A 12,382-nucleotide genomic window follows, 5' to 3' on the forward strand; every position below is an offset into this window, starting at 1 on the left:
GGCGCCCGTAGAAAACAAGAACACGGGGAGAAGGGAATGATGAATGAGGAACTGGAGGATCTGCTGTGGCGGATCCGTCTGGACGGCGAGGAGATCGCTGAGCGGCGGCGCTTTCTCGACTGGGACGAGGCCGACGCCCGGCGCCTGAACGGGGCTGCCGCACGGCTGGCGTCCTCGCAGCAGGCTTTCGTCGAGCGCCTCTACGCGCATCTGGGCCAGTTCTCCGTACCCTCCGCGCTGCTAGACAACCCCCAGCTGGTCGAGCGCCTCAAGCACAGCCAGGGCGACTACTACCGGCGGCTGTGGATTGGGCCGTTCGACGAGGACTACGTGCGTGGCCGGCTGCGCGTGGGGATGATTCACCAGCGGGTGGGAGTGGCGCTGAAGTGGTACCTGGGCGCCTACTGCCTGTACCTCAACGACATGTTGGCCGAGCTGTTCGCCGGACACCCCGAGCGCGAGCTGTTCGCCAGCCTGCTGAAGGCCGTGTTCTTCGACATGACGTTGGCCATCGACACCTACGGAGCCGCGCAGATCCGCGCCCTTGAGGACAGCGAGGCGCGCTTCGCCCGCGCCCTGCGCGGCGCCAACGACGGCATCTGGGACTGGCACATCGGCCTCGACCGGCTGTACGTCTCCGAGCGCTGGGCGAGCATGCTCGGCCTCAGCCGCGACGCCATCGGCGAGACCAGCGCCAGCTGGTTCGGCCGCGTGCATCCCGACGACCTGCCGGGCCTACGCCAGGCCATCGACGCTCACTTGCAGGGGCGCACGGAGTTCCTCCATCACCAGTACCGCATCCGCCATCACGATGGCGAGTACCTCTGGGTACTGGCGCGCGGCGTGGCCGAGGTGGTGGATGGCCGGGCCCTGCGCATGGCCGGCTCGCAGACCGACATCAGCGCCCGCAAGCGGGTCGAGGAGCGCCTCGAACATGCCGCCCGCCACGACCCGCTGACCGGCCTGGCCAACCGCACGCGCCTCGACGAGCAGCTGCAGCGCCTCCTGCAACGCAAGGACCGCGGCGTTCCAAGAGAGGCGGCGCTGCTGTTCATCGACCTGGACCGCTTCAAGCTGATCAACGACAGCCTCGGCCACACCGTCGGCGACCGCGTGCTGGTGGAAGTGGCGCAGCGTCTCAACCGCTGCCTGCGCCCCGGCGACCAGTTGTTCCGCTTCGGCGGCGACGAGTTCATCGTGTTGCTCGACGGCATGTCCTGCGTCGGCGACGCCGAGCGGGTGGCACAGCGCATCCTCGAGCAGCTGCACCAGCCACTGGAACTAGACGAGCGCACCCTGGTGGTCAGTGCCAGCATCGGCATCGCCCCGCTGCGCGAGCACGGCAAGACTCTGGACGCCCTGCGCGCCGCCGATCTGGCCCTGTACCGCGCCAAGGAGGCCGGCAAGGCGCAGTTCGCCCGCTACAGCGAGGATTTGCAGGTGACGGTGCGCCGCCGTTTGGAGCTGGAGTCGGCGCTCGGCCAGGCGCTGGGGCGCCGCGAGTTCGAACTGCACTACCAGCCGATCTGCAGTCTCGACCGCGATCCGCCCGAGCTGTTCTGTGTCGAGGCGCTGCTGCGCTGGCGCCAGGACGAGCGCCTGGTGTCGCCGCAGGAGTTCATCCCGGTGCTGGAGGAGTCCGGCGGTATCGTCGAGGTCGGCACCTGGGTACTGCGCGAAGCCTGTCGCCAGGTGCGCGCTTGGCAGCTGCGCGGTCAACCGCAGCTGAACTGCGCGGTGAACATCTCCAGCCGCCAGCTGCAGCAGGCCGGCTTCGTGCCGCAGCTGATCGACATCCTCCAGGAAACCGGCCTGCCACCCACCAGCCTGATCCTCGAGATCACCGAGAGCCTGCTGATGCAGGACGATGCCATGACCCAGGTGAGCCTGCGCGAGCTGGCCGACCTGGGCATCCAGCTGGCCCTCGACGACTTCGGCACCGGCTACGCCGCGCTCGGCTACCTGGCGCGCTTCCCGCTGCACATTCTCAAGGTGGACAAGAGCTTCATCGGCGGCTCGCCCCATGACGGCGAGCTGAGCGCCATCGCCCGGGCGATCATCGGCCTCGGTCGCAACCTGCGCATGGAGGTGGTCGCTGAGGGTATCGAGCGGGCTGAGCAATTGGCCTTCGTCGCTGGCGAGGGCTGCCATTACGCCCAGGGCTACTGGTTCAGCCGCCCGCGGAGTGCCACGGAGATGGACCGGCTGCTGGAGGCCGCGGACTTCTCGGGCGTCGGCCGGGCGGCGCAGGTTCCGGGAGACCGGCCATGAAGCGCAACTACTCGGTCAGTGGGCGGACGATCACCATGCATCCCGCCGCCGACATCCTCTCCACCACCGAGCTCAAGGGGCACATCACCTACGTCATTCGGGCTGCGAGGCCATCAGCGGCATCGCCGAGCAGACCAAACTGCTGGCCCTCAAGGCGGCCATCGAGGCGGCGCGGGCCGGCGCCCGGGACGGTCAGGATTGGCGCCAGGCCTGCGGGTTGACCAGGTCGCGCGGGCGTTCGCCGGCGAGTGCGGCGAGCAGGTTGTCCGCGGCACGGAAGGCCATGGCCTGGCGGGTTTCGTGGGTGGCCGAGCCGACGTGGGGCAGGGTCACCGCCTGGGGCAGGGCGAACAGCGGCGATTCGGCCAGCGGCTCCTTCTCGTAGACGTCCAGGCCGGCGCCGCGGATGCGTTGCTCCTGCAGCGCCTCGATCAGCGCCGCCTCGTCCACCACCGCGCCGCGGGAGATGTTGACGAGGATCGCCGAGGGCTTCATCAGCGCCAGCTCGCGGCGCCCGATCAGCTGGCGGGTCTGGGCGCTGAGCGGCACCACCAGGCAGACGAAGTCCGCCTCGCCGAGCAGTTCGTCGAGGCTGCGGTACTCGGCGCCCAGTTCCTGCTCCAGGGCCGGCTTGCGGCTGTTGCCGGCGTAGAGCACCCGCATGCCGAAGCCGAAGCGGCCGCGCCGGGCGATGGCCGAACCGATGTTGCCGAGGCCGACGATGCCCAGGGTCTTGCCGTGCACGTCGCAGCCGAACAGGTCGGCCTCCACAGTGCGCTTCCAGTTGCCGGCCTTGGTCCAGGCGTCCAGCTCGGCGACCCGCCGCGCGGTGCCGAGCAGCAGGGCGAAGGCCAGGTCGGCGGTGCTTTCGGTGAGCACGTCCGGGGTGTTGGTGAGCAGGATGCCGCGGCGGGTCAGGTAGTCGACGTCGTAGTTGTCGTAGCCCACCGAGATGCTGGAGATCACCTCCAGGCGCTCGGCGTTGTGCAGCTGCGCCTCGCCCAGCGGTCGGCCGGCGCCGATCAGCCCGTGGGCGCGGGGCAGGGCCTCGGCGAACTGGGTGGCTATGTCGCCCAGCTTCGGGCTGGGGACGACCAGCTCGACGTGGGGTTGCAGGCGCTCGATCAGCGCGGGGCTGAGACGGCTGAAGGCGAGGACGGTCTTTTTCATCGGGGCTTCCCGGGCAACGGAACGACAGCCGTGCAAGTTATCATTCCCGGTAGCATTCGGGGACACGCCGGGGCGAGTTACGTGCGGTTATCGAAGTAAGGATGAAGGTCGCATTGCAATGCCCGAGGAATGCAGTAGGCTGCTGCCACCTAACCTACATAACAAGAAAATCAGATCCCTGCATGAGCCACGACCTTAGTCAGCTGCGTAAATTCGTATCGCCGGAGATCATCTTTGGCGCCGGCTGCCGCCACAACGTTGCCAACTACGTGAAGACCTTCGGCGCCCGCAAGGTGCTGGTGGTCTCCGACCCCGGCGTGGTCGCCGCCGGCTGGGTTGCTGATATCGAGGCCAGCCTGCGTGCGCAGGACATCGCCTACAGCCTGTACACCCAGGTATCGCCCAACCCGCGGGTCGAGGAGGTGATGGCCGGCGCCGAGGTGTACCGCAGCGAGGGCTGCAATGTGATAGTCGCGGTTGGCGGCGGCAGCCCCATGGACTGCGCCAAGGGCATCGGCATCGTGGTCGCCCACGGCCGCAACATCCTCGAGTTCGAGGGCGTGGACACCATCCGCGTGCCCAGCCCGCCGCTGATCCTGATCCCCACCACCGCCGGCACCTCGGCGGACGTCTCGCAGTTCGTGATCATCTCCGACCAGGTGGAGCGGATGAAATTCTCCATCGTCAGCAAGGCGGTAGTGCCCGACGTGTCGCTGATCGACCCGGAAACCACCCTGACCATGGACCCCTTTCTCTCCGCCTGCACCGGCATCGATGCTCTGGTGCACGCCATCGAGGCCTTTGTCTCCACCGGCCACGGGCCGCTCACCGACCCCCATGCGCTGGAAGCCATGCGGCTGATCAACGGCAACCTGGTGGAGATGATCGCCAATCCTCACGACATCGCCCTGCGCGAGAAGATCATGCTCGGCAGCATGCAGGCCGGGCTGGCCTTCTCCAACGCCATCCTTGGCGCGGTGCACGCCATGAGCCACAGTCTGGGCGGCTTCCTCGACCTGCCCCACGGGCTGTGCAACGCGGTGCTGGTCGAGCACGTGGTGGCCTTCAACTACAGCGCCGCGCCGGAGCGCTTCAAGGTGATCGCCGAGACCTTCGGCATCGACTGCCGCGGCCTCGGCCACAAGCAGATCCGCCAGCGGCTGGTCGAGCACCTGATCGCCCTCAAGCATGCCGTGGGCTTCCAGGAGACCCTCGGCCGCCACGGCGTGGGCACCTCGGACATCCCCTTCCTGTCGCGGCATGCCATGGAGGACCCCTGCATCCTCACCAACCCGCGGCCGTCCAGTCAGCGCGATGTCGAGGTGGTCTATGGCGAAGCCCTCTGACCAGCGCCACGAGGCACTGGCTGGGCTGCTCGGGCTCGGCACCCATTCGGCGCGCAAGAGCCATTATCCGGAGCTGCTGGCGCGCCTCGAGGAGCTGGAGACCGAGCGCAACCGCTACAAGTGGCTGTTCGAGCACGCCGTGCACGGCATCTTCCAGGCCAGCCTCTACGAGGGCCTGCGCGCCGCCAACCCGGCGCTGGCGCGGATGCTCGGCTACAGCGACCCCCACGAGGTGCTCTGGACCCTCACCGATCTGGCCAACCATCTGTTCGTCGGCGGCGAGGCCGAGCTGCGGGTGATTCGCGACCAGTTGCGCGAACATGGCGGCCTGTTCGGCTACGAGACCCGTCTGCGCCGTAAGGACGGCAGCCACATCGACGTGCTCATGAACCTGCTGCTCAAGCCGGACGAGGACGGCCTGGTGGAAGGCTTCGTCGCCGACATCACCGAGCGCATCCAGGCGCAGCAGCGCCTGCAGACCCTCAACGACGAGTTGGAGCAGCGGGTCGCCGAACGCACCCGCGAGCTGGAGGCGCTCAACCAGCAGCTGCGCGAGGCGCGCGACGCCGCCGAGGCGGCCAACCTGAGCAAGGACAAGTACCTGGCGGCCGCCAGCCACGATCTGCTGCAGCCGCTCAACGCCGCGCGCCTGCTGGTTTCCACCCTGCGCGAGCGGCCGTTGCCGGAAGCCGAGCGGACCCTGGTGGAGCGCACCCACCTGGCCCTGGAAGGTGCCGAGGAACTGCTCACCGACCTACTGGAAATCTCCAAGCTGGACCAGAGCGCGATCAAGGCGGACATCGACACGGTCTGCGTCGATGAGCTGCTGGTGCCGCTGGCCTCGGAGTTCCAGAGCGTGGCGCAGTCCGCCGGCCTGCAGCTGCGGGTGCGCATCCCCAAGCAGCTCGCGGTGCGTACGGACATGCGCCTGCTGACTCGCATCCTGCGCAACTTCCTCAGCAACGCCTGCCGCTACACCGAGCGTGGCGGCGTGCTGCTCGCCGCCCGGCGGCGCGGTACGCGGCTGCGCCTGGAGGTCTGGGACACCGGCATGGGCATTCCCGCCGACCAGTTGCAGGCGATCTTCCTCGAATTCAGCCGCTTGGACAGCGGCCGCGCCGCCGAGCGCAAGGGCGTCGGCCTGGGCCTGGCGATCGTCGACCGAATCGCCGGCATCCTCGATTGCCCGGTGCAGGTGCGCTCGCAGCTGGGCCGCGGCTCGGTGTTCAGCATCGAGGTGCCGCTGGCCCAGACGGTGCTGCCCGGCCCGCGTGCTGAAGCGGTGCTGAGACCGGTCACCGGCGACCCGCTGCCGGGCCGCCGCCTGCTGGTGATCGACAACGAGGAGAGCATCCTGCACAGCATGGCGGCGCTGCTGGGCCAGTGGGGCTGCGAGGTGGTCACCGCGGTGGATGCGGCCACCGCGGTGCGCGAGCTCGACGGCCGGGTGCCGGAGGTGATCCTGGTCGACTACCACCTGGATCACGGCGAGACCGGCTGCACCGCCCTCAAGGAGCTGCGCAAGCACTTCGGCCAGGTCCCCGCGGTGATGATCACTGCCGACCGCAGTGACGAGTGCCGTCGAGCCCTGCAGAGCATCGGCGTGCCGCTGCTCAACAAACCTGTCAAGCCCGGCAAGCTGCGCGCGGTGCTCAGCCAGCTGCTCAACGGGGTCTGAGTCGCGATGCGTCGGCTGTCCATCGACACCGAGCTCACCCGCCTGGACGACCCGCTCGGCGTGCTGCCGGCCGAGCAGGTACCGCACCACGCGCTGCTCGATGCGCGGCTGCCACGCGATCTCTGCGAGGGCTGCCGGCCGGACTGACAGACCGGTCGAAAGGCGTTCGCCCGGCTATCGATCCAATGGTTGAACTCCATGTGGCCGATGCAGTAAGGTCGACTCCATCGTCAACGGAGATAGCCATGTCGTTCCTCCACAGCCTTCCGCTCCTCGCCTGCCGCGTCGTTTCCCGCGCCGTGCTGGCCTGCGTGCGCCCGGCTGCCGCCGGCTATTTCTTTTATGGGTATTGGTTTAGCCACAGGCGCGCCTGATACCCCACAGGCGCCCTAGAACAAGCAGGGTCGCCAACCAGACAGTTTCTCCAAACCCCCGGTCGGCAACCCGACCGGGGGTTTTGTTTTTCCGGCCCGCAAAGGCCCCACGAATCGAGGATCGCAGCATGTACGCCTACCGCACCTATTACGCCTATCCCCGTTGCCACTGGCGATTTAGCCGCCGAGTCGCTGTACCCACGTCACCGACCCGAACACTTCGCTAGCGCCGGCGCGTCCTCATCGCGCCGGCCGAGGACAACTCGATCATGAACGCTTCCGTTTCCGCCCAGCTCACCACCATTGCCCAACCCGCCGCCGCGCCCGCCCGGCGCAGCGCCCAGCCCCTGCCCAGTCCCGCCGTGCTGCGTCAGCGCCTGCCGCTGGCCGCTGAACTTGCCGCCCAGGTCCAGGCCGACCGCGCCGCCATCCGCGCCGTGCTCAACGGCCGCGATCCGCGCCTGCTGGTGGTGGTCGGACCCTGTTCCCTGCACGATCCCGAATCCGCTCTCGACTACGCCAGCTGTCTCGCCGCTCTGGCCCCCGAGGTCAGCGACCAACTGCTGCTGGTGATGCGTGCCTACGTGGAGAAGCCGCGCACCACCGTGGGCTGGAAGGGACTGCTCTACGACCCGCACCTGGATGGCAGCGGCGACATGGCCGAAGGCCTGGCTCTGTCGCGGCGCCTGATGCTGGACATCCTCGCCCTCGGCCTGCCGCTGGCCAGCGAACTGCTGCAGCCCCTGGCCGCCGGCTACTTCGACGACCTGCTCGGCTGGGCGGCGATCGGCGCGCGCACCAGCGAATCGCAGATCCACCGCGAGCTGGTCAGCGGCCTGGATCTGCCGGTGGGCTTCAAGAACGGCACCGACGGTAGCCTGACCATCGCCTGCGACGCCATGCGCGCGGCGGCCCGGCCCCATCGTCACTTCGGCATCGACGACCTCGGCCATCCGGCCATGTTGGAAACCCGCGGCAACCCGGATACCCACCTAGTGTTGCGCGGCGGGCATGGCGGTCCCAACTACCAGCCCGAGCAGGTCGCCGCAGCGCGCGCCGTGCTGGAGCAGCAGGGCATCGCGGCGCGGATCATGGTGGACTGCAGCCACGCCAACAGCGGCAAGGACCCGCTGCGCCAACCCGCGGTGCTGGATAGCGTGATCGCCCAGCGCCTGGCCGGCGAGCAGGCCCTGCGCGGGGTGATGCTGGAAAGCCATCTGTTCGATGGCTGCCAGCCGCTATCCGGCGAGTTGCGCTACGGGGTGTCGGTGACCGATGGCTGCCTGGGCTGGAGCGGCACCGAGCAGGCCCTGCGTCGCGCGGCGGATGCCCTGCGCGGCCGCTGACCGGCATTGCGGCAGGGCGTAGGATGGCGGCATCGTTCGGAGGTCTGCATGCGCCACCTGCTCGTCGTCCCCTTCGCCCTGCTGCTCGGCGCCTGCGCCGCGCCCCTGCCGCAGCCCGATCCCCGGCAGGCCTGGGTGGAGCTGTACACCCCGGCCACCAACCTGCTGATGGCCGACCGTCTGGACCGCCGGTTCTGGCCGGACGGCCGCTACTTCCAGGTCAGCCCCGGGGCCCACGAGCTGGAGCTGCGCTTCCAGTTCGAGACTGGCGGTGGCATGGGCCTCGACCGCGACTTCAGCCGCATCACCTGCTACCTCCGGGTGCGCTACGCCGACTTCGCCGCCGGCGAGCGCTACCGCCTGGAAGCCGACTCCCTGGGCCTCGGGGTGCGGGCCTGGCTGTACGACAGCCGGCGCCGGCCACTGGTGGAAGGGGAGGTGACCAACTGCGGGCCGTTCTGAGCCCGCCGAGCCGGGGCCGTAGCAGCGCCGCGGCGGGGCGTTCACGGCTAGGCGCCGATCACCCCGCCGTCCTCCCGGGTGATGGCGATCACCGTGGAGCGCGGGCGCATGCCCGGCTGGTGGTCGGGGAAGCTGGAGCCGCCTTCCTCGCCGGGGTGCTGGATGCCGACGAACAGGGTCCGGTAGTCCGGCGCGAAAGCCAGGCCGGTGACCTCGCAGCCCACCGGGCCGACCATGAAGCGGCGGATCTCGCCACTGCGCGGGTCGGCGCAGAGCATCTGGTTGTTGCCCATGCCGGCGAAGTCGCCGCTGTCACTGTACTTGCCGTCGGTGAGCACCCAGAGCCGGCCGTCGGCGTCGAAGCCCAGGCCGTCCGGGCTGTTGAACATGTTGTCGGCGTTGATCTGCGGGGAACCGGCGTTCGGCGTGCCGGGGTGCACCACCGGGTTGCCGGCGATCAGGTACAGGTCCCAGGCGAATTCGCCGGCCGCGGCATCGTCGCCATCCTCGCGCCAGCGCAGGATCTGCCCGTAGATGTTGTTGGCCCGCGGGTTAGGGCCGTCCACCGGCAGGTCGTCGCTGCCGCGCTTGTGGTTGTTGGTCAGGGTGCAGTAGACCTGCCCGTCATGTGGGTTCACCGCGATCCATTCCGGGCGGTCCATGCGCGTGGCGCCGACCAGGCTGGCGGCTTGGCGGGTGCGGATCACCACATCGCCCTGGCTGGCGAAGCCCCGTTCGGCGGTCAGGCCGTTCTTGCCGGCGCTCAGTTCGATCCAGCGGCCGCGCCCGCGGGGCTGCTGCGGATCGCCGTCGCCCGCGTCGAAGCGCGCCACATAGAGGCTGCCGTGGTCGAGGATGTCGCGGTTGGCCCGGGGATCCCGGGTGTTCAGGCGGTCGCGGGTGACGAACTTGTAGATGAACTCGCCGCGCTCGTCGTCGCCCATGTACACCACCACCCGGCCGTCGCGGCTGATGGTGAGGGCCGCGTTCTCGTGCTTGAAGCGGCCCAGGGCGGTGCGCTTGACCGGCCTGGAGTTCGGGTCGAAGGGATCGATCTCGGTGATCCAGCCGTGACGGTGCAGTTCGTTGGGGTGCCTGGCGATGTCGAAGCGCTCGTCGAAGCGGTGCCAGTCGTTGCCGACGCTGGCATGTTCGACGCCGTAGCGCTGCTGGTCCGGAGTGAGTGCGAGGCCTGCATCGCTGCTGCCGAAGCAGTCGGAGAAGTTCTCCTCGCAGGTCAGGTAGGTGCCCCAAGGCGTGCGACCGCTGGCGCAGTTCTGGAAGGTGCCGAGCACCTCGATGCCCTGCGGATCGGCGGCGGTTCTCAGCAGCTCGTGCCCGCGCGCCGGGCCGCTGATCGAGATCGGCAGGTTGGCGTGGATGCGCCGGTTGTACGGCGAGCCCTGGACGAAGCGCCATTCGCCGCCTTTCCGCTGCACCTCGATCACCGTCACCCCCACCGCGGCCTGGGCCTTGCGCACGTCCTCCAGCGACTGCGGCAGGTGCCCGTGGGCGAGTAGGTAGCGGTAGTTGACGTACTCGTTGTTGATCGCCAGCAGCGCGCGATCCGGGTCGTCCGGCCAGGGGAAGAAGCCCATGCCGTCGTTGTTGTCGCCGAACTGGCCCAGTTGCTCGGCGGCGCTATGGCTGCCGTCGCCGCGGTAGGGCGCCCCGTCGGCATGCAGCGGCTGGCCCCAGCTGATCAACGGGCGGAAGCGGTAGCCCGGCGGCAGGGTCACGGTGTCGGCGCTGGAGGCCGGCACGTTGGCGAAGCCCAGCAGCGGCCGGCTACGGGCCGCGGCCAGCGGCTCGGCCAGGGCGTTGCGCCCGAGTGTTCCACCACCCAGGAACAGCGCAGCCCCGGCCAGGGCACCGGCGCCGATGAAGCGGCGGCGGGACAGTACCAGGCGTTCGAGATCGGTCATCTGCTCATCGTGCATAACGGTCGTCCTTTGCTTCTGGAAGGACATGGAGGTTATGGCTCGGGGATGATGATTCGATGACAGTAACTAGGCTAATGTCGCCTGCATCCAGACTCGATCGGACTGGCCACGTCATGAAGAACATTCACCCAATGCTGTTCGTACTGCTCGTATCGGGCACTGCCGGCTGCCATCCCCGCATGGGCGCGGAAGGTTGTGCCATGCACGGGCCGGAACGACTGCTGCCGGAGCAGGTGAGGCAGGTTCGCCTAGGCATGTCCCGGGACGCGCTGGAGCAGTTGCTGGGGCCGGCGGACTACTCGCCGGCCGAGGGTCTGTTGTATTTCAGCACCGGCGGCGACTGTCCTCTGGCGGAGGGCAGCGAGCGGCTGGCCTCCTGCGGGCTGATGGCGGAGTTCCGGGATCACCGAGCGGATGGCGAGGCGGTCGTCGGAGCGTCGTTGAGGTCGTGCTGGTGGGGAGCGATAGGCGAATAGAGCCCCGAGAAGAACTGGACGGATTGAGAAGAATTAAGGCATGAAATTTCAGCGCAAGCCTGCCTCGGTAGACGGATTCACTGCCTGGCTTTCGTCGATCACCGTCTTCCTCGGCACGGTGTTCAGTTCGGCCGCCATCTATGCGTTGATGACCGGCGGCATCCGTGTAGCGCAGTCTTATCGGCCGATGGGGGTAGGGGGATTCTCCGTCGTCGTCCGGGCACCAGCTATTGGAGGGCTAGCTGTGCTGATGCTTGTCGCGAGCATCCTCTGCTTCCTCTACTTGGGCTGGATAGTGAAATTGCGAAAGCGAACGATCGAGCAGTCGCGCAAGTCCTGAAAACCGGTGACGACACAGGCGAGCGCCTGATGCAGCGCAGCCTGATTGCTGGGGTGCACAGCATGAGCAGCGTTAAGGCCTGGCGACGTGCGGCCCTGGTGGCCTACATTGCGGCCGGTGTTGGTCTGACCGGCGGCGGCTTTGCCACCGTCAAGGCGAACGAAAGCGCCCAGGTGGCCGCCCTGCGGGCCTACATATGGAGAGCTGGAAGGATGCAGCAGGATCAGGCCGAGCTTGCCACTGCGGTCACGGCAGCCAGCGACGATCTGGTACTGTGGTCATGGTGTCGGTCATGCCCCGTCCGATGAGGGCGGCCACGGCCACAGCCGCCATGCCCTGACGGCTGCGCATGTCCTGGCAGACACCGAAAGCGTGCTTGTGAGGCTGGCCGGGGGCGAGTGGCACAGTGCCCGCATGGTACGCAGCCAGGAGCATTTCGACGTGGCTCTGTTGGAGATCGAGGGCGAGGCAGGATAGCCGGCAAGCACCGCCCCTGCCCCGCCAGGGGCAGGACATAGCGGCTATTGGTTCGCCAACTCCATGAGCGCCGGCATTATCAGCCAGTATGGTGTGGTCATGGGCCTGCTCGCGCCGGCCCTCATGATGGACACGGATGCACGCATCACCGGCGGCCCAGTATTCAACGCCAGGGGGAAGCCGTGGGTATTGTGAGCTACAGCGAGGCGGTTTTTGCCATATCGTGACCATTAAGGAAACTCTGAAAAAGACTTCCTGATTTGGCAAAATCCGCCGACTTCACCCGCAGAGCTTTCCGATGAAGCAGATGACCTTCGCCGACGCCGAGTACGCCGGCAAGCGCAAGCAGACCCGCAAGGAACTGTTCCTGATCGAAATGGAACAGGTGGTGCCGTGGCAGGGCCTGATCGCCCTGATCGAGCCGCACTACCCGAAGGGTGAAGGCGGTCGTCCCGCCTATCCGCTGATGGCGATGCTGCGTGTGCATCTGCTGCAGAAC

14 protein-coding genes and 1 pseudogene are annotated in these 12,382 nt (G+C 68.1%); 13 read left to right on the forward strand and 2 right to left on the reverse strand.

What is annotated here, in order from left to right; all coding sequences use genetic code 11:
• Window positions 1–39 precede the first annotated feature (39 nt).
• Both H165_RS0102815 and H165_RS19905 read left to right on the forward strand, forming a co-directional pair.
• Complete coding sequence (locus H165_RS0102815; RefSeq protein WP_231492901.1) at window positions 40–2,271, forward strand: putative bifunctional diguanylate cyclase/phosphodiesterase; 2,232 nt, start codon at window positions 40–42, stop codon at window positions 2,269–2,271.
• A gap of 106 nt (window positions 2,272–2,377) precedes the next feature.
• A pseudogene (locus H165_RS19905) lies at window positions 2,378–2,459 on the forward strand (methyl-accepting chemotaxis protein); the annotation flags it as partial.
• Between the two features lie 4 nt (window positions 2,460–2,463).
• Here the strand turns inward: H165_RS19905 and H165_RS0102820 are convergent.
• Window positions 2,464–3,441 (reverse strand): 2-hydroxyacid dehydrogenase, encoded by a 978-nt coding sequence (locus H165_RS0102820; RefSeq protein WP_017937391.1) that lies wholly within the window; start codon window positions 3,439–3,441, stop codon window positions 2,464–2,466.
• Window positions 3,442–3,623: 182 nt separating this feature from the next.
• On the opposite strand from H165_RS0102820, the gene ercA reads away from it, so the two are divergent.
• From ercA to H165_RS0102850, 5 genes are all read left to right on the forward strand, one after another.
• Complete coding sequence (gene ercA / locus H165_RS0102825; RefSeq protein WP_017937392.1) at window positions 3,624–4,787, forward strand: alcohol dehydrogenase-like regulatory protein ErcA; 1,164 nt, start codon at window positions 3,624–3,626, stop codon at window positions 4,785–4,787.
• Window positions 4,771–6,465 carry a hybrid sensor histidine kinase/response regulator gene (locus H165_RS0102830; protein ID WP_017937393.1) on the forward strand — a complete coding sequence of 565 codons (1,695 nt, stop codon included), beginning with the start codon at window positions 4,771–4,773 and terminating at the stop codon, window positions 6,463–6,465. Before ercA ends, H165_RS0102830 begins: the two co-directional genes overlap by 17 nt.
• A 6-nt stretch (window positions 6,466–6,471) precedes the next feature.
• Window positions 6,472–6,612 (forward strand): hypothetical protein, encoded by a 141-nt coding sequence (locus tag H165_RS19555; RefSeq protein ID WP_017937394.1) that lies wholly within the window; start codon window positions 6,472–6,474, stop codon window positions 6,610–6,612.
• 496 nt (window positions 6,613–7,108) lie between these two features.
• On the forward strand, window positions 7,109–8,185 hold the full coding sequence (locus H165_RS0102845; protein WP_017937396.1) for a 3-deoxy-7-phosphoheptulonate synthase: 1,077 nt from the start codon (window positions 7,109–7,111) through the stop codon (window positions 8,183–8,185).
• Window positions 8,186–8,233: 48 nt separating this feature from the next.
• Window positions 8,234–8,647, forward strand: a complete 414-nt coding sequence (locus H165_RS0102850; RefSeq protein ID WP_017937397.1) for a PA0061/PA0062 family lipoprotein — start codon at window positions 8,234–8,236, stop codon at window positions 8,645–8,647.
• Window positions 8,648–8,694: 47 nt separating this feature from the next.
• Here the strand turns inward: H165_RS0102850 and H165_RS0102855 are convergent, their stop codons facing one another.
• A complete protein-coding gene (locus H165_RS0102855; RefSeq protein WP_017937398.1) occupies window positions 8,695–10,587 on the reverse strand; it encodes a PhoX family protein in 1,893 nt (630 codons plus the stop codon).
• A gap of 116 nt (window positions 10,588–10,703) precedes the next feature.
• On the opposite strand from H165_RS0102855, the gene H165_RS0102860 reads away from it, so the two are divergent.
• The 6 genes from H165_RS0102860 to H165_RS0102885 form a co-directional block, all read left to right on the forward strand.
• Window positions 10,704–11,066 carry a hypothetical protein gene (locus tag H165_RS0102860; RefSeq protein WP_155943573.1) on the forward strand — a complete coding sequence of 121 codons (363 nt, stop codon included), beginning with the start codon at window positions 10,704–10,706 and terminating at the stop codon, window positions 11,064–11,066.
• Between the two features lie 40 nt (window positions 11,067–11,106).
• Window positions 11,107–11,406 (forward strand): hypothetical protein, encoded by a 300-nt coding sequence (locus tag H165_RS0102865; RefSeq protein WP_017937400.1) that lies wholly within the window; start codon window positions 11,107–11,109, stop codon window positions 11,404–11,406.
• Window positions 11,407–11,435: 29 nt separating this feature from the next.
• The gene (locus tag H165_RS0102870; RefSeq protein WP_017937401.1) at window positions 11,436–11,714 is read left to right on the forward strand and encodes a hypothetical protein; all 279 of its coding nucleotides are present in this window, start codon (window positions 11,436–11,438) and stop codon (window positions 11,712–11,714) included.
• Window positions 11,641–11,883 carry a trypsin-like peptidase domain-containing protein gene (locus H165_RS20210; protein ID WP_420493614.1) on the forward strand — a complete coding sequence of 81 codons (243 nt, stop codon included), beginning with the start codon at window positions 11,641–11,643 and terminating at the stop codon, window positions 11,881–11,883. Before H165_RS0102870 ends, H165_RS20210 begins: the two co-directional genes overlap by 74 nt.
• Before the next feature lie 63 nt (window positions 11,884–11,946).
• The gene (locus H165_RS20075) at window positions 11,947–12,078 is read left to right on the forward strand and encodes a hypothetical protein (RefSeq protein WP_017937403.1); all 132 of its coding nucleotides are present in this window, start codon (window positions 11,947–11,949) and stop codon (window positions 12,076–12,078) included.
• A 103-nt stretch (window positions 12,079–12,181) separates the two neighbouring features.
• A partial coding sequence (locus tag H165_RS0102885) for an IS5/IS1182 family transposase (RefSeq protein ID WP_017937404.1) occupies window positions 12,182–12,382 on the forward strand: 201 nt, incomplete at its 3' end.

The organism is Pseudomonas thermotolerans DSM 14292 (assembly GCF_000364625.1).
GTDB classification, from domain to species: Bacteria; Pseudomonadota; Gammaproteobacteria; order Pseudomonadales; family Pseudomonadaceae; genus Aquipseudomonas; species Aquipseudomonas thermotolerans.